Here is a 25,564-nt window from a genome sequence, read left to right on the forward strand (position 1 = left end):
TTTTTACCAAATATTATAAAATAGTACAAACGAACCTACTAATATATCAGATAATTTGGTAAGATGGTTGCAACTATAGTCTATTATAACTAATTTAAGCCGTATATTTGAAGTAAAATTACATAAAAGGGGTGAATGTATGTCTTTTTTTGAATCTAAAGTTCGATCGACACTGTTTGTTTCCGCTGCTTCAGTCGGTGCAGCTTTGTTTGCGCCTAACTTAGCCGAAGCATCTTTTGGTGACAATACGTTACGAATGGGCATGGAAAATGACGAAGTGAAAGTGCTACAAGAGCGTTTAAAGGAGGAAGGTTATTTCAACTTTCACACAGCAACTGGCTACTTTGGAGAAATAACGAGAGAAGCAGTCCGGAATTTCCAGAGAGATCACAATCTTTCTCGAGATGGCATTGTAGGTCCACAAACATTCAGCGTGCTAAACGGCAATCGTTCAAGTTCGTCATCCTCTAACAGTAGTTCAAGTTCAAGCAGCTCATCATCATCAAGTGCATCCAATTCTAGTAATTCCACATCTGTATCGCCTATCAACAATACGAGTCAAGTGATGAGGGCTGGTACAAGAAATAACGATGTGCAGAGACTACAAGCATTTTTGAAAAGAGCAGGGTTTTATGACAATGGAAATGTAACAGGGAGCTACGGTAATCTCACGCAACAGGCTGTTCGGAAATTTCAACAAGCCCGTGGTTTGACTGTAGACGGGTTAGCTGGGCCACAAACGTTGACTATAGTGAACAGAGAAATCTCCGGAACGTCTAGTTCGTCGAGTTCTTCTAGTTCATCAAGCAGTTCCGCATCAAACGTGTCAAATAACAGTGGGTCAACAGATATTTCTGGTGTAGTATTACGTCAAGGTGCAAGGGGTAGCCAAGTGAGAGAACTTCAAACACGATTAAAAGACCTAGGTTACTATACTTCATCCGTTGATGGATCTTACGGTCCTCTAACAGTAAATGCTGTCCGTCAATTGCAGCGTCAAGCGAACATCTCCGTCGATGGTGTATTTGGGCCACAAACATTCCGCGAGCTTGATAAAGGTGTGAAGAGTAGCTCTTCTGGCAGTTCTTCCTCATCTAGCTCTTCTAGTAGCTCATCGTCACCTTCAACATTGAAAGAAGGTGTTCGAAGCGAAGGTGTAACGGAATTGCAAAATATGTTGAAAGCTACCGGTCACTTTGGTGGAAATCCAACAGGATATTTTGGACCAGTTACAAAAGAAGCGGTAAAGAAATTCCAAAAGCAATGGGGATTAATCGATGATGGGATTGCGACAAAAGCGACATTGGACAAGCTAGAAGAAGTAGCAGCTGTTCATATGAGCGAATCAACGTCGGGGTCTGGGTCGAGTCAAAGTTTCAATGCCATGAACCTTATTGCTGATGCGTCGAACTTTATTGGCGTGCCTTATTTGTGGGGAGGAACAACAGCGTCAGGATTTGATTGTAGTGGATTTATTCAACACGTTTTCCGAAGCAACAGTGTTAATTTACCAAGAACCGTTGCACAACAATGGAATGCGACGAAATCTGTATCAAAACCACGAGTAGGGGATATTGTTTTCTTTGAAACTTATAAAACAGGTCCATCACATAATGGAATTTATATTGGTAATAATCAATTTATCCATAGTGGATCGTCCACAGGTGTCACTGTGACGAGTTTAAGCAATAGTTACTGGTCTCAGCGTTATTTAGGTGCAAGACGAGCAAACTAACACTATAGGATAAGATTAAGAGCTGTATGCGGTGTTCCGCGTGCAGTTTTTTCTATTTAGAGAACATTAACACATAAAAGAGTAGAATTAGCATGGATTTTTAACGGGTCGTATCGTATTATCCTGTTGCAAAATCATAAATGACAATCAAAAGGTAGTTAAAGTTATGCCAATATTTTGCATGTGAATTTGTGTCTATCCATCAATCATTAGATAAACTACTCAATGACTTTAAAATCGACTGCTGCTTCTATTTTAAATCTCTCTCGGCTTCCTTCATTTTCCTCTGCATCAACAGAAAAGTCCGCATAGGCACCTACAACATAGTAGCCAGAAGGAAAATCATCTCTATTTAAAAAATCTCGAATAAAGCTAACGTAATCTTCTGGGTCTTGATCTGGACTATAACTACCGCTTTTTACATACTTCTCTTGATAAGGTTCACCTTGCTTAAGCGTTGTAGATAATCCGATATCATCAACAGCAAACCCTATGTCATAACCTCGTATCTTTTCTTCCATTGGAAAAAGGACAGCCGAAGAAGAATGATAAATTGTTACCTCATCTTTTTCGCCAATGTATTCTATTTCTCCATATAATGCCACTTCTTCCCCTTCGTTATATTCTTTCTTTTCGCTAACAAGCCGAAAGATAAAATCATCTTGGATAGTCTCATCTGTTGTTTGAGAAACAACATACTCATCTAATTCACTGCTAGAAATGGAATCGGATGAATGACATCCTACTAGAAAAAATAGTGACGTTATTATACTTCCTATAAAATATTTATTCACAAAATCCCTCCTCATATGCTTAGTCGGAAAATCGTTCTAACATGTTTCAGCTTTTATGAATAAACTTCCTGTTCGTTTAAGAAAATCATGTCCCAAACGGAGTATTTACATCCCTATCAGTCTTCCTACGAAACAATAAACCAATAAACGCCATAAAAAAATCCCCCCCTGGACGAGGGGGGATTTCATGGATGTTTGTATCATGATGTTTAGAGAATATATTATCGGGAAAAGGGTTAGTAGTTGTTGAATAGTATAGTCGTGATGTTTAGTAGATTGAATGTAGTGTATTAGTAAGTTGATTGATTATAGTCGTCCAGCACCCATGTAATGACTGCTCCAGTAGCCGCTGTTCAAGTTAGAAATGGTTACACCAGTAGAAGAACCAGCGTGGATGAACTCTCCATTTCCGATATAAATTCCTGCGTGTGATGGAGCTCTTGAAATATTAAAGAATACGATGTCTCCAACTTGTGGGTTAGAAACTTTTGTTGCTGCACTATACATTTGAGCAGTTGTTCTTGGCGTGCTCTTGCCTTGTTGGTTGAATACATACTGGATGAAACCACTGCAGTCAAATCCTGAAGTTGTTGTACCACCCCATACGTAAGGAGTACCTATATGACTTTTTGCAGCTGAAACTAATCCACTGTTGCTACCTGACGAACTGCTTACCGTTGTAGCACTGCTTGAGCTAGAGCTTGAAGAACTGCTTGAACTAGCTGACGTACCATTAATTGCACTATATGTTTGTGGTCCAGCAATTCCGTCTACAGTAATTCCAGCACTGCGTTGGAAATCACGAACAGATTGTTGTGTTTTAGGTCCGTATATGCCTGAGTTACCACCAGAGAATCCACGGTCTGCTAAAGCTTGTTGTAATTGACGAACTTGGCTTCCACGAGCACCAGAACGTAAGATAGTGCTGAAAGAAATCGTAGAATTAGAGTTTGATACTGTTGTTGCACTAGAGTTTGACGAGTTAGAAACGCCTAAAGCACGAAACGTTTGAGGTCCAACGATGCCATCTACAGTAATACCGGCACTACGTTGAAAATCACGAACTGCTGCTCTTGTTTCATTTCCGAAAAAATTAGTTGATGCGTTGTATGTATAATGCCCTGTGTCCCGCAAAGCACTTTTCAATTCTACAACGTCTCCGTGTCGAACTCCTTCTCTTAATGTCTGATCTCCCAATGCTGCGTCTGATAATGTTGGCATAGCGAACAAGCTACCTGCCAAAATAACACTCATAACTACTCTTTTCATAAACTTAACTCTCCCCTTGTTTTTAAATCTATTTGATTACAAGACCAAGTCTATCTAATAATTTCCCAACAAACAATAGATTTTCCCATAAGTTAACTAACTCTAATCTCTCTGTAATATTTGTAATATGATTTAATATTTTGACTAGTTTCCGTAATAGTTTTGACACAATACGATAAGTTTTTTACTTAGTTGGTAATTAGTTCGTCTTCTTTTACCAACAAAGGGAGACTTGTATAACTGTCAGTTAATATAAAATCTCTTGTTTTTTATCTACTATATGATAGAAAACAAGAGATTTTTTTATATGAAATTATAAATTAAATCAATAAACTGTCTTTGATAATTTATTAAAGAGACAAAAGGTATCAAATTAAGAACCAATATCCTACTTGATTAAAAATATAATCTGCACATTTTCTATGATATAATGTTCAATTGAATACTTACTCAAAATAGAGAGTTGCATGTCGAGAGGAAGATATATCATGAAGAAAGTTAAAATACTTTTCTATATATACGAAATGGGAGCTGGTGGCGCTGCGCGTACCCTTCTCAATATTATTAATAATTTAGATCGGGATAAATTTCAACCGGTCTTAGTTACGTTAGATTTTGACGGAAGTTATGAGAAAGATATTGAAAGGGATGTTACTTTTATCAAGCTTAAAACGAAGCGGTTGAGCAAATCTATTTTTAAGTTAGCTAAAATTATCAGAGATGAAGAGGTAGACCTTGTATTCAGCACGATTCCAAGAGTGAATACGATTGCTACCCTGGCAAATAAACTTTCGTTTACGAAAAGTAAAAATGTCGTTAGAGAAGCCGATAATTTAGGCGGTACCTTAAAGGAAGATATTCAACTTATTTTTTTTGGAATGGTATATCGTCTTTCAAACCAAGTTGTCTCCCTTTCAGAAGGTGTAAAAAATAACCTCGTAAACAAATATAAATTGAAAGCAGATAGTATCAAAGTTATTTATAACCCGGTTGACTTAAAAAAAATCGACCAGCAATTAATAGAAGAGATTCCAGAAAAGCACCGAGAGGCTTTTGACACTGATGAAAAGGTTATTATTACTGCTGGAAGACTCGTTGAACAAAAAGATCAACGGACATTAATTGAAGCTTTCAGAAAAGTTCAAGACAGAGTGGATTCGAGACTCGTGATTTTAGGGGTAGGACACTTGGAAAACGATCTTAAAGCATTGGCCGATCAGTATAACCTTCTCGACCGCGTATACTTTTATGGATTTCAACAAAACCCTTATAAGTATATTCATCAAGCAGATTTATTCGCTCTTAGCTCTAAACATGAAGGGTTCAGTCATGTTATCGCGGAATCATTGGCGACTGGAACGATGGTCGTTTCGACAGACTGTAAATCGGGACCTTCTGAAGTGTTAGACAAAGGAAAATACGGTTATTTATGCGAAGTAGGGAATGCAGAAGAAATGAGTAAACACATGATTGAAGCTTTAACGTTAACCGAAGAACAAAAGCAGAAAAACGTTGCAGAGGGTAAGAAAAGAGCAAGAGACTTTGACGCTAATATTATCGTCAAACAATACGAAGAAGTTTTTTTAGAAGTATTAAGTAAGTAGTTGGAGAAGGTGACACTATGAGGGATAAAGGCAAAGTAGTACATATTTCGACCGTGCATCATCCGATGGACCCAAGAATTATGTTTAAGGAGTGCCAGTCTCTAGCTCAAAATGGCTTTGATGTCTCACTATTAGTGAGAGAGACAGACAATGTTCCAACAGAATTTCATGGGGTAAAACTTATTTTTCTCAAAAAGTACAAAAATAGGTTTGTCAGTATGCTTCTTTCCCCTATAGAGGCTTATCGTAAGGCAAAGCAACTAGAAGCGGATTATTATCATTTTCATGACCCGGAATTACTTCCTGTAGGGCGTTTATTAAAAAAGAAAAATAATACTGTTGTATACGACGTTCATGAAGATTATGAAAGTGGTATTGTCACGAGAGATTACTTTATTAAATCGGTGCGTATCATGTTTAGTAAGGTTTATAAATTAGTCGAAAAAATGACGATTTCTCCGATGAAAGTAGTTTTAGCAGAAAAATATTATAAAGAAAAGTATCCTATGGGTACATGTATCTTGAACTACCCGAAAGTGTCGGAGGCCTCCATTGTAAACGTAGATAGAGATTTCTCCAGTAAGCGGCACTTGCTATATACAGGGAATGTAACAGAAGATCGTGGGGCGATGCTCCATGCGTTACTTCCAGCGATTGACGAGGATATTCACGTTCATCTCATTGGAAAGTGTTCAAGTGATCTTTACCGAGCGATGAAGAGCCTAGCTGGGGACTACTCTGAACGCTTGTCGGTGACTGGAATTGACCAGTTTATTACGAAAGACATTATCGATCAAACGTATGAGGAGAACCGGTGGTTAGCTGGAATTGCGATTTTCCCTGACTCGGAACACTATAGAAGGAAAGAATTGACAAAGTTCTTTGAGTATATGCTTGCAGGAATGCCAATCATCTGCTCTGATTTTCCGAAGTGGAAAGAATTTATTGAGAAGTATCAATGTGGAATAGTGGTTGACCCTAATAGTAAAGAAGAAATAAAAGCAGCTATTATGTATTTAAAAGAGAATCCACTCAAAGCAAAAGAAATGGGTGAGAAGGGCAGGAAGGCTGTGTTGAATGAACTGAATTGGGAAGCAGAAGCAGAAAAATTAAAAGAGCTTTATATAAATGAAAGAAAATAATATATAATGGTGGAGAGAATTTTATGAATTCACGTATCAACAGCCAACCGAAAGTATCTGTTATCACACCTTCATATAACTCAGAGAAATTTATTAGTAAAACCATTAATTCTGTTTTACAACAGACGTATCAAAACTGGGAAATGATTATTGTTGATGATGCATCCTCTGATGAGACGGTCTCCCTAATCAACGAATATAAAGAAAAAGACAGACGTATTCGTGTCGTTCCTCTCGAAGAAAATAAAGGTGCAGCAAATGCTCGAAATATCGGAATTCGTGAAAGCACTGGGCGGTTTATTGCTTTCTTAGATAGCGATGACGAATGGATGCCAGAAAAAATTGAAAAACAACTTAGTTTCATGTTAAAGAAGAACATTGGATTTTCCCATACTGCTTATTCTATCGTTGATGAAACGGGACAATGGATAAAAGCAAGTGAAAAAGTTCCACCTTCGACCAACTATAAAGATTTGTTAAAACAAAATACAATCGGTTGCCTAACGGTAATGCTAGACAAAGAAAAAGTTGGGGAAGTGGAAATGGTTGATATTAGAGCAAGGCAAGACTATGTACTATGGTTGGAGATAACGAAAAAAGGACAACTAGCATACGGGTTGAACGAATCTCTCGCAAAATACAGACAGATGAGTAGTTCCTTGTCTAGTAACAAGCTAAATATGGTGAAACTTAACTGGAAAGTGTATCGAGACATAGAGAAATTAAGTTTATTGAAAAGTATTTGGTACTTTGCTCACTTTGCTATAAACAAAACGATGAAATATATGAAATAGTAGTTATGTTTCTAATGAGAATAGGCGGTGTCTAAAGAAAGTATGAAAACGTATATTGCTGAAATGATAAAAAGAAAAGATTTATTAATGTACTTAGTAAAATCAGGCTTAAAAGCAGAACATAGAAATAGTTATTTAGGCTATTTTTGGTGGTTGTTAGATCCATTATTGAATGTGGTTGTTTATTATTTCTTGGTTTCAGTTATTTTGGGTAGGGGGAGCGATGAATTCAACTTTGCTGTTTTCCTTGTTATTGGTTTAATTGCATGGAGATGGATTATGACAACAATCAATACGTCATCAAAAGCAATTATTAAATACTCTTCCATCATAAATCAAGTCTATCTACCGAAGTCTATTTTCCCTTTATCTTTTACATTTACGCAGATGTTCAATTTTGCATTTGGCGTCGTGGTCATTGCAATCTTCCTTATCGTGAATGGAATTGTCCCAGGATGGCAAGTTATTTTTATGCCACTAATTATCGTAGTTCAACTGGTTTTTTTAATTGCAATAAGTTTTATATTAGCTTATGTGACCGTATTTATCAGAGATATGGATCATTTGCTGACTCATGTGACGAGAGTATTATTCTATTCTTCCCCGATCATTTGGGAAGGTGGGAGATTGCCACCTGAATATGGGTGGGTATTAGAGATTAACCCTGTTGCAATCATAGTTACGTCATACCGAGATGTACTCATGTTTCAATCAACACCGAATATATCCAGTTTGTTGATTATAGGAGTAACAAGTATATTAGTAAGTATCCTTGCACTTTATTACTACAGTAAAAATGAACATAAAATCATAAAAGCGTTATAAAGAGGGTTTGTAAAATGGAAAATCAACCGCAAGATCGACAAGTAATTATAGATGCAAAAGGTCTAGGAGTTTTTTTCAATGCAAGTCACCATAAAGACGATTATAAATCGAAAATGATGAATGTACTTACAATGAAAAAAACGGAAAAAACTGATGATAAGTTTTGGCCAATCAAAGACTTGGATTTCAAAGCATATAAAGGGGAAATTCTCGGGATTATCGGATCGAATGGTTCTGGGAAAACAACCTTATGTAAAATGCTTACAGGAATTCTCCATCCAGACTCAGGAAGCCTTCAAATCAATGGAAAAGTATCATCCCTTTTTTCTCTAGGAATGGGATTCAAAAAAGAATTGACTGGGAGAGAGAATGTTTATTTAAATGGAATGATGCTTGGAATCGATCGTAAGACGATTGACGAATATCTTGAAATAATTAAAGACTTTTCCGGACTGAATGAGTTTTTTGAACGTCCAATGAAATACTACTCAAGTGGAATGAAAGCAAGGTTAGGTTTCAGTGTTGCTTCTCATTTAGACCCAGAAATCTTGATTTTGGATGAAGCACTAAATACGGGTGACCGTCAATTTGGGGAAAAAGCTGCAGAAAAAATGCAGGAACTAGTTAAAAAAGCGAAGATGGTTATTATTGTGACGCACAGTATGAGGTTTGCTAAGAAAAACTGTGACCGATTGATTTGGCTTGATCAAGGTGTAATTAAAGGAGATGGCAAACCAGCTGATGTCATCAAAGAATATAAGAAAACTGTTCCACCTAGAAGGCAAAGAACAGCGAAAGTTGAATTACAAAAAATCACAACAACTGTAAAAAATGACTCCGTGATTAAAGCTGAAAATATGGGTGTTTCATTTAAAATGAATCGAAATGAATTTTGGGCGTTGCGAAACATATCTGTTGATATTAAAGAAGGACAAGTGGTAGGAATTATCGGGCATAATGGGGCTGGGAAAAGCACGATGTGTAAAGTCCTAACGAACATTTTAAGCCCTGATGAAGGGACGCTTGAAATGACCGGCGAAACAACATCGCTACTAAGTTATGGTGCTGGATTTAATGAGCAACTATCTGGCGAAGACAACATTTATTTAAATGGGATGCTACTAGGAATCCCTAAGCAAAAAATAGATAATAGTTACGAGGAAATCGTAGACTTTTCAGAACTAAATAAACACATAGATAAACCTGTGAAGCAATATTCCAGTGGAATGAAAGCGAGATTAGGTTTTAGTATTGCTGCCATGCTCAAGCCAGATATTTTTATTATTGATGAAGCATTATCAACGGGAGACATGGCGTTTAAACAAAAAGCGAGTGAAAAGATTCAGGAAATCATGGGTCAATCCAAAGCAGTAATCATTGTGACTCATAGTATGAGCACAGCTAAGAAGATGTGTAATCGCGTCATCTGGATGGAACAAGGTCAAATCATGTATGACGGAGAGCCAGAAGAGGCTGTAGAGAAATACCGTTCAAGAATAGAAGAACTAAAAGCTAAAAAGAGATAAAGGTGGTGAAAATATGATCAAGCAAGCAAAGAAGTCAGTGTCAAATGCCATAGAATGGATTCTTTACAAGAAATTGAAGTCCAGCCAAAAAGAGAGACTGTCTAAAATATTAACGACAGATCAAAAAGAATTTTTAAAAAAGATACTTAAACCAGGCGATAAACGTGGCAAATTAAAGAAAGTAGATAGATTAAAATTCCGTTTGACAAGCCTAGGTTTTCAAGAGAAAGCATTAGAAGATTTAGAAGCTCTCTTCAAGCAAGAGGAAGATCTTTTCTTGAAGAAAATGGCTGGGTATGAGCTGATTGTTTGGCATGCCAACTTACAGAATGAAGAGGCGGCTAAAAAAGTAATAGACCTAGGTTCACAATTACTTACAGTAGAGAAAGATAGTGACCGACTGCGTAAGCTGATCATCATGTTGACGGAAAGCTATCATATTTTAGGGAAAGCAGAGACGGCTGTCAAAATTATCGCAAGGTTACTTAAAAGTGACACCCACCATGACACAGTGTTCGCCATGGCGAATTTGGAAGAGGAAGACGAAAAGAAACTAGAATGGGTTAATCAAATCTACCGAAAAGAAGGTAGGAAAGAAATAGCTCTTATGAATAACCCTCAAGCAGAACATAAATATGATTTATTAACGACGATACCTTCCACGACTCATGAGGATACTAGTAATCAAGATGCAAAAGTGACCATTATTGTACCGGTCTATAATGCGGAAGACAAAGTTGCTTCTGCGTTACATTCATTACTAAATCAAACGTGGAAAAACATCGAGATCATTGTTGTTGATGACTGCAGTACGGATAACACAGTCACCGTTATAGAAGGTTTAATGAGAGAAAATTCAGCTGTTAAATTTTATCAAACACCTATCAATAGTGGGGCATATGTGGCGAGAAACGTTGCCTTACAACATGCTACAGGAAAATACGTCACGATCAATGATGCAGATGATTGGTCTCACCCAGAAAAAATCGAACTGCAAGTTCGCCATTTAGAAAAAAATCAAAAGTTAATTGGGAACTTTAGTAATCAGGCACGATTATCGAATGATTTAAATTTTTATCGCCGTGGCAAGTTTGGCGTTTATATGTTCGCGAACTTTTCTTCCTTTATGTTTCGAAGAGAAGAAGTGTTTAATAAACTAGGCTTTTGGGACTCTGTCCGATTTGCCGGAGATTCTGAATACGTAAAGAGAATCAAAAAAACTTTTGGTGAGAAGGCGATAGAAGAAATATCGTCTGCACCGATGTCTTTCCAACGACAAACAGAGGATTCGTTAACTGGAAATTCTGCTTTTGGTTTTCCAGGTTTCTTTATGGGAGCTAGAAAAGAATATGCTGAGTCTCATGAACACTATCACGAGAGCGGAGCGAGTTTAACATACCCTTTTCCTATGGAATCAAGGCCTTTTCCTGTTCCCGTGCCAATGAAACCTGATGGAAAACCGCAAAAGGGTGAAAGAAGACACTTTGATGTGATCATCGCCTCTGAGTTTCGCCTTTTAGGTGGAACGAACATGTCTAATATTGAAGAAATCAAAGCACAGAAACGAGAAGGGCTTCGAACCGGACTCATCCAGCTTTCTAGGTATGATTTAAACTCGGTGGAACGAGTCAATTCGAACGTCCGAGATGTCATCGATGGCGATCTCGTGCAGATGCTTGTGTACGGAGAAGAAGTGAGTTGTGACGTTCTTATTGTGCGACATCCACCTGCCTTACAAGAGTGGCAAAAATACGTGCCGGATGTGAAAGCGAACAAGGTGGAAGTGATCGTCAACCAACCGCCGAAACGGGACTACAGCGAAACGGGGGAAACCCTTTACTATATCAAAGATTGTTTACAAAACTTGAAAACGTATTTTGGACAAAGTGGCACATGGTACCCGATTGGACCAGAAATCCGTAAAGCATTAGAACAACATCATAAAGATGATTTAGCTGCGATCAACTTAGCAACAGAAGATTGGGTGAACATCATTGATGTGGAGGAATGGAAACGAGACGAGTATATTCCAAAACAAGATATGATTCGTGTTGGGCGTCACTCGAGAGATCAATACGTAAAATGGCCAGAAACTCGAGAGCAAATGGAGAAAGTTTATCCGTCCACATCGCCTTATGAAATTCATGTATTAGGTGGCGCAAACAGTGCCAAGAAAGTCATGGGAGAACTCCCAAAAAACTGGCATGTAAAACAATTTGGAGAACAATCCCCACGAGACTTTTTGAAAGATCTGGATGTGTTTGTCTACTATACGCATTCTGGCTGGGTCGAAGCGTTTGGCCGCGTGATTTTTGAAGCGATGGCAGCCGGTGTGCCAGTCATTATTGAACCAAAATATAAGGATTTATTCGGAGAAGCAGCGATATATGCCGAAGCAGATAACGTGCAAGAGACGATAGACAAACTAATGGACGATCCAACGATGTACAAAGCACAAGTGGACAAAGCGCTAGCCTATGTCGAAAGTAATTTTGGCTATTCCAAACATATCGCACGGATTGCGAGGGATGGAAGTGGGGCGTAAAACTTCATATAATCATGATCACACCAAGCCGAATGATTTGGAACATCAATGGAAGCATGAGGCCATCCTTCATGAAAAACTGCTAGAAGAAAACAGAGAGCTGGAGAAACAATTTGAATCGTATCAAAAGTCTTTACCGATGCGAGTTGCTAGAAAGATGAAGAAGGTTAAATATTACATTAGGCAAATCTTAAAAATCATTACTGGAAAAAGAAACTATAAAGACGTTTTCAGTAAGCCATATAAAAAGCAAAAAGCCAAAAAACGGATCAAGCAATTAACTTATCGTCTGTATGAATTAGGTTTTGAAGATAAAGCGGTGAAGGAACTGGAAACAGTTATTGAACGGTCAGACAACCAGTACCTTGTCGAACTTGCTCAGTGGGAACTAGTTAGTTGGTATGCAAATAAAGGGACGGTTAAAGACTTGCAAAAGGCTATGATGTATTTGACCCAACTAACTAAAATGCCTTCCGGGATCATCCCAAAAAGAAAAATGGTGTTAATGGAATCCGAAATATACGCTGGTTTAGGAATGAAAGAATTAGCTGTGAATAAATTAGATGAACGTATGAAAAAAGAAACACACGTTGATCTATTTTTTGGCATGGCTAATTTGAAAGAAAATATTTCTGATAAGGTCAACGTCATCAATGAAGCTTTATCAATGAACGGGCAAATGAGCATAGACGTGGGGACTGACAATGATGGCGACGAGACAACTGTTTATGATAGATTGCGGGTAATGCTGGATGAAAAGAGCGATCACGAGAGGCAATTAGAAGATAAAAAAATTTCCATCATCATTCCAGCTTATAATTCGGAATCGAATTTATCGACAGCGATAGAAAGTTTACTTCATCAAACGTGGAGGAATATAGAAATCATTGTCGTAGATGATTGTAGTACAGATCAAACGTTTGAAGTGGCAAAGGCCTATACAAAAAGGGACTCTAGAGTGACTTGTTATCAAAACGTAGTAAATTCTGGACCTTATATAGCAAGGAACAAAGGGTTAAACGTGGCAAACGGGGATTATATTACGGTTCATGATGCGGATGATTGGTCACACCCTGAAAAAATTGCGTATCAAGCAAATCATTTATCCACTCATCCAGAAGTGATTGCAAATACATCGTTGCAAGCAAGAGTAACAGAAGAATTGACGTTTTTTAGAAGAGGGAAACCAGGAGTATATGCGTTCCCGAATATGTCTTCATTGATGTTTAAAGCGGAGAAGGTAAGAGAACAAATCGGGTATTGGGATAGCGTCAGATTCGGTGCGGATGCTGAATTTAAAAAGCGGATGATTCGAGTGTTTGGAAAAGGTGCTGTGACAGATTTAAAAGACGGTATTTATTCGTTTCAACGACAAACTGCCAATTCACTTACAGGAAGTTCGAAGTTTGGTTATCATGGTTTTTTCATGGGCGCACGAAAAGAACATCGTGAAGCCTATTTGACTTATCACGAGAGCGGAGCGAGTTTAACATACCCTTTTCCTATGAAATCAAGGCCTTTTCCTGTTCCCGTGCCAATGAAACCTGATGGAAAACCGCAAAAGGGTGAAAGAAGACACTTTGATGTGATCATCGCCTCTGAGTTTCGCCTTTTAGGTGGAACGAACATGTCTAATATTGAAGAAATCAAAGCACAGAAACGAGAAGGGCTTCGAACCGGACTCATCCAGCTTTCTAGGTATGATTTAAACTCGGTGGAACGAGTAAATTCCAACGTCCGAGATGTCATCGATGGCGATCTCGTGCAGATGCTTGTGTACGGAGAAGAAGTGAGTTGTGACGTTCTTATTGTGCGACATCCACCTGCCTTACAAGAGTGGCAGAAATACGTGCCGGATGTGAAAGCGAACAAGGTGGAAGTGATCGTCAACCAACCGCCGAAACGGGACTACAGCGAAACGGGGGAAACCCTTTACTATATCAAAGACTGTTTACAAAACTTGAAAACATACTTTGGACAAAGTGGCACATGGTACCCGATTGGACCAGAAATCCGTAAAGCATTAGAACAACATCATAAAGATGATTTAGCTGCGATCAACTTAGCAAGAGAAGATTGGGTGAACATCATTGATGTGGAGGAATGGAAACGAGACGAGTATATTCCAAAACAAGATGTGATTCGTGTTGGGCGTCACTCGAGAGATCAATACGTAAAATGGCCAGAAACTCGAGAGCAAATGGAGAAAGTTTATCCGTCCACATCGCCTTATGAAATTCATGTGTTAGGTGGCGCAAACAGTGCCAAGAAAGTCATGGGAGAACTCCCAAAAAACTGGCATGTAAAACAATTTGGAGAACAATCCCCACAAGACTTTTTGAAAGATCTGGATGTGTTTGTCTACTATACGCATTCTGGCTGGGTCGAAGCATTTGGCCGCGTGATTTTTGAAGCGATGGCAGCCGGTGTGCCAGTCATTATTGAACCAAAATATAAGGATTTATTCGGAGAAGCAGCGATATATGCCGAAGCAGATAACGTGCAAGAGACGATAGACAAACTAATGAACGATCCAACGATGTACAAAGGACAAGTGGACAAAGCGCTAGCCTATGTCGAAAGTAATTTTGGCTATTCCAAACATATCGCACGGATTGCGGGGAATGGAAATGGATGATCAACAAAGAAACCAAATAATAGATAAGGTGAAAAAAGAAAACGATTGGAAAAAGGTAAAGGAAGAAAATCGGCAGTTAGAAAAAAGAAATAAACATATTAAAAATAGTAAAGTATGGAAAATCGGAACACTCATCCTAAAACCTTTCAGGATTTTATCACGAATACTTAATTGGAAACCAACCACAAAAAAACAACGCATTCATGAACTAGAAAAAGATAACTACTACTTAACTCAGCAAATTTCCTTTTTAACAGAAAAGCTTGAAATCCGTAATGATCACCTGCGCATCATGTCTAATGAATCTGAGAAAATACCAAAAGAGACGATTAGAAAAATCAGTAAAGAAACAGAATCAATGGAAATGCTATTCTCAATCATAGAAGACGTAAAACAAACGAAAAAAAATAAAAAACTAATTTTGGATGCTATAGTGAATCAATATAACTATACAAATGACTTTGACAAAAAGAACCTCATCTATACGAAAGTTATGGAATCATATGATATAGGGGAAATTCCCGAAAAAATGATTCGCCATCTAGAAGACGAGCGTACTGAAAAACATCAGCTCGTTTCTTCTTTTAAAACGAGTTTGGCTTTTCGTTCAACAATGAGAAAGAATCGCCATATTTCGTATGAACAGATGTTGGATACGAAATCGAGTGCATACGAGTTCGTCGATGAATTAAATATTCGTAGACCAGAAACGAGCTCAAAAACTTATGGATTAGATAAAGTTCCGTTCAAGGAAAAAATAGTCGTGAAACCAGTTGATTCAGCTGGTGGAAGAGGCGTTTATATCATATATTCGGAAAAAAAGATCCAAAGAGTAAAAGATTCCACTATTTTTCAAGGGTACGATGAATTAAAATATAGGATGGGTAAAGATTTGTCGAACGGTCTGGTGAAAAATGACGAATGGTTCATGGAGGAACTGGTCATTGAACATGAAACTGAAACACCTGCGAGGGATATGAAGTTCTATTGTTTTTATGGAAAAATAGGTCTCGTTCTCGAAATTGTTCGATCACCTCGCATCCAATATTGTTGGTGGGATGGTCTAGGAAATCAGATTATTACTGGCAAATATGAAGAAGATTCTTTTCTAGGTAGTGGTTTTACAGAAAAAGAATTACAGATAGCTTTAGATATTAGTACCGAAATCCCTGTACCGTTTATGAGAGTCGATTTTTTAAAGACTGAAAGGGATTTTGTTTTTGGAGAATTCACTCCGAAACCAGGTAACTATGATGAATTTGACGGTGAAACAGATCGTCGTTTAGGTCAGCTCTATTTGGACGCTGAATATAGAATAGTAGAAGACTTAATGAACGGAAAAGAGTTTAGTCAGTTTAAAGATATATACTACAAACATGAAAAGACTTGGAAGGTCGATGAGGAGGAACAACCATGATTGAGGATAAGCCCAACGAAAACTTTTTGCCCCACTTAACTGAAGAAATGGTGACAGAAGCAAAAGGACCTGAATTAGATGCTTTCGCTATCGCATTAGAAGGATGGCGGAGAGGCTTAACGCTAAAGTGGTATGCAAAAAATGCGCCAACGTTTCAGGGTATGAACGTATGGAATGTGGAAAAGCCAGGTAAATTATTTTCGCTCGCTTCAGATGAACAGTTTCATTGTTTTTTTAGAAGTAGAGGCGATCGCGTATCGAATGAAGCGGTTGAAGTTTGTATGGACAAGCATCGTACAAAAGATGTTCTCCAAAAAAATGGTGTTTCTGTTCCAGGTGGGAAAACTTTCGAGGCGGAAGCGGAGATTGAAATTGTGTTACAGTACGCAAGCGAACTTGGTTTCCCTATTGTCGTAAAGCCGATCGATGGAAGTTTTGGTCGTGGTGTATACTCTAACATTAAGAGTTCAGAAGAATTAACGAACGTGTTAGAAAAACAAAAGAACGCAGAAGAACCTGGAGATTATCTTGTTGAACGATTTATCCCAGGAGATGAATATCGGGTATATGTTGTCGATCAAGAGGTCGTCGGAGTCATTATGAGAATCCCAGCTAATGTAATGGGCGACGGAGAACATACGATTAAACAATTAATCGACATCAAAAATGCAGAAAGGGATATGAACCCTAGACTTTCTAGTTGTCCCATCGTTATTAATGAGGAAGTTGTTAAATATTTACAAGAAAATAGCCTCACTCTTGATGATGTGGTCAAAGAAAATGAAATCGTAAAATTAACAGAGAAAAGTAATATTTCCATTGGTGGCGATCCTATTAGTATGGATATTGACTCTGTTGAGAAAGTTTGTGAAGTTTCTATACAAGCTGTAAATGCTATAGATGACTTGCCTCATGCTGCAGTTGACGTGATTTGGGATAAAGTAAGTGGCGAAGTAGCGGTATTGGAAATTAATCCATCTGCTCAACTTGGATCGCTGTTATTTCCTATGGAAGGTCCTTCATTTGATGTTCCTTCTGCAATTATAGATTATTATTTTCCTGAGACAAAAGATGTGAAAGTAGAAAAAGAAAAATTGTATTTTGATCTATCGGATGTGTTGTTCCCATTGAAATCGAAAACGAGTTTGATTACAACGGTTAGTCCTGCTTTTTTGAGTAAGGTTCATGTAGTGAAATATACAGTATATGGAGATGTAGGTGGAATAGATTACCACAGAGGACTTAGAAAACAGGCATTTGAGCGAGATCTAAGCGGATTTGTTATGAATCTAAGTGATGGTTCAATGGAAGTTATTGTCGCTGGGGAAGATATAGAATGTGTTAATGACTTTGAAAATGCGATTTGGGAAGATCCTGAACGATCTGAGGTAGAGCGGGTAGAATCATCTGCCTATGATGGCCCTGTGAAGATAGGATTTGAAATAAAAGCTGATTTAAAAACACAATTGGAAGAATTAAAGACGTTAAAAGTAGAAGTGGAACAAACGGAAAAAAAATATAAAAAATTAAAGAAAAGAAATGAAGAGTTGAGAAATAGTATTTCTTGGAAAATCTCTTCCCCTATAAGAGTTGTAGGAGACACATTTAAGATGTTTAGGGTGAAAAGGTGAGAATGGTAACTGGAGGTATATTATTATGAATCAAGCAATCACATTGCCACATTTAACAAATGATATCGTAAACAGTGCAAGGAAAACGAGACTATGTGCTTATACTGTTGCTTTGGAAGGTTGGCGACGGGGGTTAACCTTGAAATGGTACACAAAAGACAGTGACCATTTTAAAGATATGGTCGTATTTGGAGTGAATCCTCCAGGAAGACTATTTTCATTAAGTTCTGATACGAAAACGCATTATTTCTTTCGGACAAGAGGAGATAAGGTGACAAGTGAAGCGGTGGAAATAGGTTCTGACAAAGATTTAACGAAAGTATGGTTAGAAAAATCAGGTGTCCCTATTCCTAAAGGGTTTGGGTTTGATGAAACTCATAGCGAAGATGATATCGTTGAAGCATCAAAACAATTAACATATCCTGTTGTATTAAAGCCGACGAATGGAAGTTTAGGTTATGGTGTAGTAACGAACATCCAATCAGAAAAGCAATTAAGGAAAACGATTAATTACGTTAGAAATCATTTAGAATATGTCGAAGTAGTATTAGAAGAACACAAAAAAGGCTTGGAATACCGTGTGTATGTCATTGAAGATAAAGTCATTGCAGCCTATAACCGTGTTCCAGCAAATATAAAAGGTGATGGCATTCATACGATTGAAGAATTAATTACCTTGAAAAACTTGGAGCGTAAAAAGAACGCTAGGCTCCATAGCTGTTTAATTGATATAGATATAGAAATAAAAGAGTTTTTGGAAAAAGCAGATTATGACTTTGAAAGTATTCCTCCTAAAGGAGAAAAAATATATTTAAGAGAAAAAACAAACGTTTCTTCTGGTGGCGATCCGATCGATGTCACGGACGAGATGCCAGAGCATTATAAAAATGTTGCGATTGAAGCGGTTAAAGCGATACCTGGATTTAACCATGGTGGAGTAGATATTATTGTTGATGACTCAAAACCACTTGAAGAATCTGCCGTTGTTATTGAATTAAATGCTACAGCACAAATTGGAGGTATTTTATACCCTCTGAGAGGAAAAGCTCGTGATATACCTAAAGCAATTGTAGACTACTATTTTCCAGAAACGAAAGATATAGATACATCAAAATCAAAAGTTTACTTTGATTTTTTGACAGCAATGGAACCGTTAGAAAATCGATCAGCCATTGAGGTCCAAATTAACGAGGCTCCTAAAGGAGAACTCATTAGAAAGAAATACTCGTTAACAGGAGATGTTAATCGTCAAAGTTTTCATCATGCAATTAGCATTTATGCGCAAAATAATGGAATTCACGGCGGAATAAATAAAAACTTCAATGGTGAAATTGATTTGATTGTCGGATGTGACCAAAAGGAAACATTAAATGATTTCAAAAAATATATAAAAGGACTAACGCATCTTGCTAAAGTTGAAAAAATAAATGAAGAATCATGGAAAGAACCAATAAAAGTTGGATTTGAAATTAATGAAAACTTTAATGTCAGTAAAAAAGAAAGCGTCAATCAGGCACTTAAGCGACTAAGAAGAGAACACAAGAAGCTAACGAAAGAAGTGTATCATTTAGAGAAAGATAATATAAACATTGTCACAAGTAGATCTTGGAAAGCGAGTGGACTTCTGCGCTCTGCAAAAAATAATCTCAAAAAGACTATTAAAAAAGAATAAATGGTAAAGTATTGGCTCTGTTTAGTTTGATTGATATAATCTACGGATTGTTTACATAAACAATCTAATGCTTTGAGAGTAACTTTATTATGAAGGGGATAAAAACATGAGTGAAGAAAATTATGAGTGGTTACCCCATTTAAATAAATCTATACCAAAGATTGCGTACGGAGATAAAATTGATATGTATGTAATGGCCCTAGAAGGATGGAGAAGAGGTTTAACATTAACATTTGTAAGTGTAAGTAGTAAAAACTTAGTCAGATTTAAATTGAGTAATGGTAAAAGAGAACATAACTTCTCTGTCACTAGAGGAGATAAAGTTTCTGAAGAAGCAGTTGCAATTTGTGTTAATAAAAAATTAACCAAAGATTACCTGTTAAAAGCCGGAGTCTCTGTCCCTCTAGGCTCTAGTTTCAATAAAGATGTCTCTGATAGTCATATATTAAAATATTCAGAAGAATTAGGCTATCCTTTAGTTCTGAAACCGATTGATGGGAGAAGGGGAAGAGGAGTAATATCCAACATTCAAAATTCAGAAGAAATGTTAGATGCTTTGCAACAAGTGCGTATAAATATGAATTATTCAGAAGTAATTGTTGAACAATATTTTGCCGGGGAAGAATTCAGAGTTTATGTAGTTGATGGAAAAGTAGTTGGAGTTATAAAAAGAATCTCCGCCAATGTCGTCGGTGATGGGAAGCATACAATTAAAGAATTAATTGAAATAAAAAATAACAAAAGAAAAAAAGTTCCTAATATGCATACTAGACTAATTAATATAGATAGAGAAGTTCTAAAACATATTGAAAAGGCAAACTATACTCTAGAATCTGTACTAGAAGATGGAAAACTACTCTTCTTAAGACAAAAAGGAAATTTATCCACGGGTGGAGATTCTATTGATTATACAGATGAAATTGGGGAAGAAGTAAAAAAAACAGCGATTGAATCTTCTAAAGCGATCCCAGATTTAGGTCAATGTGGAGTGGATGTTTTATACAACAAAAATAAAAATAAAGCTGTGGTGATAGAAGTTAATAGTCGAGCGGGGGTAGGAGGGCATTTATTCCCATTGTATGGGAAAGCTAGAGATGTTCCAAAAGCTATCATAGATTATTACTTTCCAGAAACATCATCAAAATATAATAATAATTATGACAAGGTATATTTTGACTTTAGCTCCTGCTGGGATATTATTAAGAGTGGCAAAGTTAAAGAAGTAAAAGTTCAACCAATACCAAAAGAACCTTTAATTACAAAGCAATACAAAGTCTCGTCGATTACAAAAAGTAATACTTTCCTAGAAAGGGTTTATAAAAAGGCCACTAGGTTAAATATAAACGGATATATAAACAAAATAGGAAAGCAAGAATTTTCTATTGTTGCTGCTGGTAATAAAAAAAATATGGAAGAGTTTAAGGAAAGTATTTTAAATAATTTTGATAATGAAAATGTAGAAATGATAGAAAACGAATGGAAAGCATTAATCACTCAAGGGTTCGAAGTTCTTAATACTAGTCAGAACGCTAATGGCACCGTGAAAAAGAAAAAAAATAAAACCAATGAAAATAAAAAAATCGAGAAATATAAATCAGACATAGAAGATTTAAAGAAGCAATTATCTGAAAAAGATAAGAAATACAATGAAATAATTACAAGTAAGTATTGGAGATATACTTCACCCTTTAGGAAAGTTAGTGACACAATTAACAAGAACAAAAAGAAATAAATTAAATAACTGTTTGACAATATGGGGGACTAATAATGCTTGTAGGCTTTATGAGAAACTATATAAAACCGCCTAAGATTGCAAAAGTTTTAGCGATGACTTGCCAATACCATAATCTAACATTTATCTATTTTAGACCAAAGGATATTGATATGAGTGGTCATAAAGTTAAAGGTAAAATGCTGTTGAATAATAAATGGATTTCAGTTGAAAAAGATATTCCAAGTTTTATAGATGTTACTAGCTATTCATTTAAATATACAGAAATTATGAATTATCTAAATGATAAAGCAGAATTATCAGATGATGGAAAAAACCGGATGTCAAAGGAAAAGTTGCAAAAACTATTGTTAGACAATAATAATTTTAAACATCTCGCAATTCCAACGAAAAAGGTATCTGACCAAAGTAATATTGAAGAATTCCTTAATGACTATAATAAAGTAGTGTTAAAACCTATTTCAGGTCAACAAGGTAAAGGTGTTTATTCATTAACAAAAATCGATGATTATTATAAATGTGAATATCAAAAAACAGAATTTAATTTGTCAAAAGTGGAATTTTATGATTTTTACAAGAAATATATAGAGAGTAATAATTATATTATTCAAAAATATGTATCTTCAAAAACATCTAGAGAAGACCCTTATGACTGTAGGGTTCACGTTGAAAAAAACGGAAAAGGTGAATGGGTCATAGCAAAAATGTATATCAGAATTGGTCTTGGACAAAAAATAACTTCCAATATCCACCAAGGCGGGGGAGTCTGTAATCCCAAAACATTTCTCAAAAGTAATTTTGGAGAGAAATGGGAGAGCATTTATCGAAATACAAAACAGGTGTGCCTTGGATTATCTCAAGAAATAGAAAAATATAGAGATCAAAAATTAATGGTATTAGGTTTTGATGTAGGTATTGATCAAAGTGGAGAGATATATTTATTTGAAGTGAATAGTGCTCCAATAGTTGATCATCTTAAAGCTGAAGTAGGTCTACTCAGGTCTGAGTATTATAAGTATATGGTAAGTGAAAATACTCAAGATGAAAAAGAAACAAAACCTCTTAAAAAGAAAAAGAGAAAACCTTTAAAAGTTAATAACAATAAAGAAAAGATTAAACAATTAGAAAAAGAAGTTTTAACGTATAAAAAAAGAATTGAAAATATAGAAAATAGTAGATCCTGGCGACTTACTAAACCAATTAGGAAACCTAGAGAAATTTTAAAAAATATGAAGTGAAAAAATAAATTTTTCTATACCTATTATCTATGTTATATAGGAATATAATATACGTTTTAAGGGTGAATATTTTTAACATTAACTGTAAAAATTAACATGTAATTAATTATTATAACTACTAAAAATACGGAGGATTAAATGTGAGTAATACTAATGACAACAATTTGGACTATGTAACGAATAAGATGGTTAAAGATGCTAGAGGAGTTTCTTTATGTCCATATTTGATAGCTCTAGAAGGTTGGCGACGCGGCTTAAAATTAGAGTGGTTTCCTAGTGATTCAAAAGAAGGAAATGTAAAGAAAGAAGGCAACCTTAATTTACCTACTAAACTTTATCGATTGAGCTCTGATAAAAGTGAGCATTTCTTTTTTAGGTCTAGAGGTGATGAAGTAAGTGAAGAAGCGATTAATATTTGTAAAAATAAAGAAGAAACAAAAGAACGCTTGAAAAAAAATGATGTACCAACTCCTGAAGGGAAAAGGTTTGGTAACGAAGCTACTATAGAAGAAATTATAGAATATGGTTTAAATCTAGGGTTCCCTATAGTGGTAAAACCAACAAATGGGAGCTTAGGAAAAGGTGTTATTGCGAATATAAATAATAAATCTGAATTAGAAAATGCATATAATTATGTTCGTTATGAATTGAAATATTCTGATGTTATCGTTGAGAAATATGTTAATGGTAGTGAACATCGCGTCTATGTTGTCGGTGACAAAGTAATAGGGGCAATAAAAAAGCTTCCACCAAATGTCATCGGTGATGGTATGAGTAAGATCGAAACACTAATAAAAAATAAAAATACAGAAAGACTTTCAAACCCGCATTTATCTAAACGTCCAATCAAAATAGATTATGAGGTTCTTAACTGTATTGAAGAGTATGGGTATAATTTAAATAGTATTATTAAAAAAGATGAACAAATATTTTTAAGGAAGAAAAATAGTCTTTCTTCTGGCGGAGATCCCGTGGATTCTACAGATGAATTATCAGATAATATTAAGTCAATTGCTGTAAATGCAGTCGCATCTATACCTAATCTTAATCAAGCTGGATTGGACCTAATTGTAGATATTGATAATGATATTGGTGTAGTAATAGAATTAAATGGAACTGCAATAATAGGGTCACATGTATTTCCAGGGAAAGGGCAAGCTCGAGATATTCCTTCTGCAATAATTGATTATTATTTTCCAGAGACGATTAATTTAGAAAAAAGCCAATTATACTTTGATTTTAAGAGTGTAAAACAAGTTTTTGAAAATAAGATCGTCAATTCCCTCACATTAGCTCCAGCACCTGAAGGGAAATTATTTACTCGCAAATATATTGTAACTGGAAAAGTTCAACGTGTAGGCTACAGACAATGGATAAGAAAACAAGCGCTAAAACAAGGTTTAAACGGTTATACGAAAAATTTAATGAACGGAAAAGTTGTAGTTGTCGTAGCGAGTGCAAATAAACAGCAGTTAGAAGATTTTAAAAAAGTATGTCTAAAAGGTTCTGTGAAATCAGATGTAGAAAAGGTAACTTCTCATGAATGGGATAGACCATTAAAGCTAGGTTTTGAAATAAAAAGTAATATGAAAGCACAGCCAAAGAAAAAAAATAAACAAACTAAAAACATGAAGAATCCAAATAATCAATTCATAAGTGAAGAAAAATACAACGCTGTAATTAACAGTCGTTCTTGGAGATATACGTCTCCTTTAAGGACCATAATTAAGAAAATAAAAAATTGATGTAATTTAAAAACTTGTGTACATGACCCTAGTCCTTTAAACTAAAATTGCAACGAATTTATCGAGTAAGAAAAATCATGATTTAGTTATAGTAGGAAGTGAATAGAGATGGAATTACAAAATAAAACAATAGGAATTTTAGGAGGCATGGGGCCGGCAGCAACAGTGGAGTTATTTAGTCGAATTGTGAATAACACTGTTGCTACTTCAGATCAAGAACATGTAAACATGGTAATAATTAATGACCCACAAATACCGGATCGATCAAAATATATTTTGGAAAAAGGAGAAAGTCCGCTCCCTAAACTGAAAGATAATCTTATCAAGCTATATAATGCTGGGGCTGACGTCGCAATTATTCCATGTATGACAGCTCATTCATTCATCACTGAGTTACAATATCATTCGCCGATACCTATCATTAATGCTATTGAATTAGTCGAGAAGCACATTAAAGAAACTTTTCCATTTATTGAAAAGGTAGGACTTTTAGCAACTACTGGTTCTGTCAAATCAGGAGTTTATCAGAAGTATTTAACTAAAACGATATACACACTGGATGAACACGAACAAAATAAATTGATGGGAGCAATTTATGATAAAGATGGTATTAAAGGTGGAAATATATCAGATGAATCAGCTAGTCGCGTATTAAATGTATTAGAAACATTAAAAGATAGAGATGTTGACGCTGTTATAGCAGGATGTACCGAGTTAGGTTTAGTGTTAAATGATGAAAATGCAAAAATCCCAGTCATTGATCCTATTTTTCTGTTAGCTAAAGAAGCGGTTAGAATTGGAAATCACTACACACTAGTGGAAAATAAATAGCATTATTATTTTTATATAACTTACCGCAAATCCATAATCTTGATTCTTAAATTCAAGATTATGGATTTGTGGTTTTTTTGGTTAGATATATTATTAATTCTAGTAATAACGCACCTAGTTTAATACATAAGTGAAAATGAAACTATATAACTGAAACTAAGGGAAAAAGTCCCATTAAATGTATAAGAAAGTAAGATATAATTTAGTGGATGTTGTCAACTTATTTTCAAACAATTTTCTATAGTTACTGTGGTAATATATAACGCTTATAACTAGCAACTAAATCATCTTAATTTATATATCAATAAGTTTGGGACAGAATCAAAAATTCCTGTACTAATAGAATAATGTTGGTACTCAAATGGGGGTGGCTTAGTAAAATCAAAACAAAATATGATCTTATTTTCATGTTAAATCTATTCATAT

Annotated in this window: 17 protein-coding genes; 15 read left to right on the plus strand and 2 right to left on the minus strand. The window is 35.9% G+C overall.

Annotated elements, in window-relative coordinates; translation table 11 throughout:
• Positions 1 to 139 precede the first annotated feature (139 nt).
• A complete protein-coding gene (locus tag QDN89_RS12850) occupies positions 140 to 1,735 on the plus strand; it encodes a C40 family peptidase (protein WP_280770549.1) in 1,596 nt (531 codons plus the stop codon).
• A gap of 218 nt (positions 1,736 to 1,953) precedes the next feature.
• Here the strand turns inward: QDN89_RS12850 and QDN89_RS12855 are convergent, their stop codons facing one another.
• Together QDN89_RS12855 and QDN89_RS12860 are read right to left on the minus strand one after the other, a co-directional pair.
• Positions 1,954 to 2,529: a hypothetical protein gene (locus tag QDN89_RS12855; RefSeq protein WP_280770550.1), complete on the minus strand. Its 576-nt coding sequence runs from the start codon at positions 2,527 to 2,529 to the stop codon at positions 1,954 to 1,956.
• Between the two features lie 306 nt (positions 2,530 to 2,835).
• Positions 2,836 to 3,798 carry a C40 family peptidase gene (locus tag QDN89_RS12860; RefSeq protein WP_280770551.1) on the minus strand — a complete coding sequence of 321 codons (963 nt, stop codon included), beginning with the start codon at positions 3,796 to 3,798 and terminating at the stop codon, positions 2,836 to 2,838.
• 488 nt (positions 3,799 to 4,286) lie between these two features.
• On the opposite strand from QDN89_RS12860, the gene QDN89_RS12865 reads away from it, so the two are divergent.
• The 14 genes from QDN89_RS12865 to cuyB all read left to right on the plus strand — a co-directional run bounded on the left by QDN89_RS12865 (position 4,287) and on the right by cuyB (position 25,138).
• Complete coding sequence (locus tag QDN89_RS12865; protein ID WP_280770552.1) at positions 4,287 to 5,402, plus strand: glycosyltransferase; 1,116 nt, start codon at positions 4,287 to 4,289, stop codon at positions 5,400 to 5,402.
• A gap of 17 nt (positions 5,403 to 5,419) precedes the next feature.
• Positions 5,420 to 6,544 carry a glycosyltransferase gene (locus QDN89_RS12870; protein WP_280770553.1) on the plus strand — a complete coding sequence of 375 codons (1,125 nt, stop codon included), beginning with the start codon at positions 5,420 to 5,422 and terminating at the stop codon, positions 6,542 to 6,544.
• Positions 6,545 to 6,567: 23 nt separating this feature from the next.
• On the plus strand, positions 6,568 to 7,338 hold the full coding sequence (locus QDN89_RS12875) for a glycosyltransferase family 2 protein (protein WP_280770554.1): 771 nt from the start codon (positions 6,568 to 6,570) through the stop codon (positions 7,336 to 7,338).
• 42 nt (positions 7,339 to 7,380) lie between these two features.
• Positions 7,381 to 8,163 carry an ABC transporter permease gene (locus tag QDN89_RS12880; protein ID WP_280770750.1) on the plus strand — a complete coding sequence of 261 codons (783 nt, stop codon included), beginning with the start codon at positions 7,381 to 7,383 and terminating at the stop codon, positions 8,161 to 8,163.
• A 14-nt stretch (positions 8,164 to 8,177) separates the two neighbouring features.
• Positions 8,178 to 9,689 (plus strand): ABC transporter ATP-binding protein, encoded by a 1,512-nt coding sequence (locus QDN89_RS12885; RefSeq protein ID WP_280770555.1) that lies wholly within the window; start codon positions 8,178 to 8,180, stop codon positions 9,687 to 9,689.
• A 13-nt stretch (positions 9,690 to 9,702) separates the two neighbouring features.
• On the plus strand, positions 9,703 to 12,234 hold the full coding sequence (locus QDN89_RS12890) for a glycosyltransferase (protein ID WP_280770556.1): 2,532 nt from the start codon (positions 9,703 to 9,705) through the stop codon (positions 12,232 to 12,234).
• Positions 12,224 to 14,872 (plus strand): glycosyltransferase, encoded by a 2,649-nt coding sequence (locus QDN89_RS12895; RefSeq protein ID WP_280770557.1) that lies wholly within the window; start codon positions 12,224 to 12,226, stop codon positions 14,870 to 14,872. The genes QDN89_RS12890 and QDN89_RS12895 overlap by 11 nt, the downstream gene beginning before the upstream one ends.
• Positions 14,865 to 16,289, plus strand: a complete 1,425-nt coding sequence (locus QDN89_RS12900) for an ATP-grasp fold amidoligase family protein (RefSeq protein ID WP_280770558.1) — start codon at positions 14,865 to 14,867, stop codon at positions 16,287 to 16,289. The genes QDN89_RS12895 and QDN89_RS12900 overlap by 8 nt, the downstream gene beginning before the upstream one ends.
• The gene (locus tag QDN89_RS12905; protein WP_280770559.1) at positions 16,286 to 17,920 is read left to right on the plus strand and encodes an acylphosphatase; all 1,635 of its coding nucleotides are present in this window, start codon (positions 16,286 to 16,288) and stop codon (positions 17,918 to 17,920) included. The genes QDN89_RS12900 and QDN89_RS12905 overlap by 4 nt, the downstream gene beginning before the upstream one ends.
• Positions 17,921 to 17,945: 25 nt before the next feature.
• Entirely contained in the window at positions 17,946 to 19,592 is a 1,647-nt protein-coding gene (locus QDN89_RS12910) for an acylphosphatase (protein WP_280770560.1), read from the plus strand.
• A gap of 106 nt (positions 19,593 to 19,698) precedes the next feature.
• Positions 19,699 to 21,324, plus strand: a complete 1,626-nt coding sequence (locus QDN89_RS12915; RefSeq protein ID WP_280770561.1) for an acylphosphatase — start codon at positions 19,699 to 19,701, stop codon at positions 21,322 to 21,324.
• 35 nt (positions 21,325 to 21,359) lie between these two features.
• The gene (locus QDN89_RS12920; protein WP_280770562.1) at positions 21,360 to 22,562 is read left to right on the plus strand and encodes a YheC/YheD family protein; all 1,203 of its coding nucleotides are present in this window, start codon (positions 21,360 to 21,362) and stop codon (positions 22,560 to 22,562) included.
• Positions 22,563 to 22,702: 140 nt separating this feature from the next.
• On the plus strand, positions 22,703 to 24,307 hold the full coding sequence (locus QDN89_RS12925; RefSeq protein WP_280770563.1) for an acylphosphatase: 1,605 nt from the start codon (positions 22,703 to 22,705) through the stop codon (positions 24,305 to 24,307).
• A 108-nt stretch (positions 24,308 to 24,415) separates the two neighbouring features.
• Positions 24,416 to 25,138 (plus strand): cysteate racemase, encoded by a 723-nt coding sequence (gene cuyB / locus QDN89_RS12930; protein WP_280770564.1) that lies wholly within the window; start codon positions 24,416 to 24,418, stop codon positions 25,136 to 25,138.
• Positions 25,139 to 25,564: the final 426 nt, after the last annotated feature.

Origin of the sequence: Salipaludibacillus daqingensis (genome assembly GCF_029891575.1) — a bacterium.
GTDB classification, from domain to species: domain Bacteria; phylum Bacillota; class Bacilli; order Bacillales; family Salisediminibacteriaceae; genus Salipaludibacillus; species Salipaludibacillus daqingensis.

What these genes read in the sequence shown, in the direction of transcription:
- QDN89_RS12850 (WP_280770549.1), top strand. Translation starts at nt 140, where the DNA reads ATGTCTTTTTTTGAATCTAAAGTTCGATCGACACTGTTTGTTTCCGCT.
- QDN89_RS12860 (WP_280770551.1), bottom strand. Translation starts at nt 3,798, where the DNA reads ATGAAAAGAGTAGTTATGAGTGTTATTTTGGCAGGTAGCTTGTTCGCT.
- QDN89_RS12865 (WP_280770552.1), top strand. Translation starts at nt 4,287, where the DNA reads ATGAAGAAAGTTAAAATACTTTTCTATATATACGAAATGGGAGCTGGT.
- QDN89_RS12870 (WP_280770553.1), top strand. Translation starts at nt 5,420, where the DNA reads ATGAGGGATAAAGGCAAAGTAGTACATATTTCGACCGTGCATCATCCG.
- QDN89_RS12875 (WP_280770554.1), top strand. Translation starts at nt 6,568, where the DNA reads ATGAATTCACGTATCAACAGCCAACCGAAAGTATCTGTTATCACACCT.
- QDN89_RS12880 (WP_280770750.1), top strand. Translation starts at nt 7,381, where the DNA reads ATGAAAACGTATATTGCTGAAATGATAAAAAGAAAAGATTTATTAATG.
- QDN89_RS12885 (WP_280770555.1), top strand. Translation starts at nt 8,178, where the DNA reads ATGGAAAATCAACCGCAAGATCGACAAGTAATTATAGATGCAAAAGGT.
- QDN89_RS12890 (WP_280770556.1), top strand. Translation starts at nt 9,703, where the DNA reads ATGATCAAGCAAGCAAAGAAGTCAGTGTCAAATGCCATAGAATGGATT.
- QDN89_RS12900 (WP_280770558.1), top strand. Translation starts at nt 14,865, where the DNA reads ATGGATGATCAACAAAGAAACCAAATAATAGATAAGGTGAAAAAAGAA.
- QDN89_RS12905 (WP_280770559.1), top strand. Translation starts at nt 16,286, where the DNA reads ATGATTGAGGATAAGCCCAACGAAAACTTTTTGCCCCACTTAACTGAA.
- QDN89_RS12910 (WP_280770560.1), top strand. Translation starts at nt 17,946, where the DNA reads ATGAATCAAGCAATCACATTGCCACATTTAACAAATGATATCGTAAAC.
- QDN89_RS12915 (WP_280770561.1), top strand. Translation starts at nt 19,699, where the DNA reads ATGAGTGAAGAAAATTATGAGTGGTTACCCCATTTAAATAAATCTATA.
- QDN89_RS12920 (WP_280770562.1), top strand. Translation starts at nt 21,360, where the DNA reads ATGCTTGTAGGCTTTATGAGAAACTATATAAAACCGCCTAAGATTGCA.
- cuyB (WP_280770564.1), top strand. Translation starts at nt 24,416, where the DNA reads ATGGAATTACAAAATAAAACAATAGGAATTTTAGGAGGCATGGGGCCG.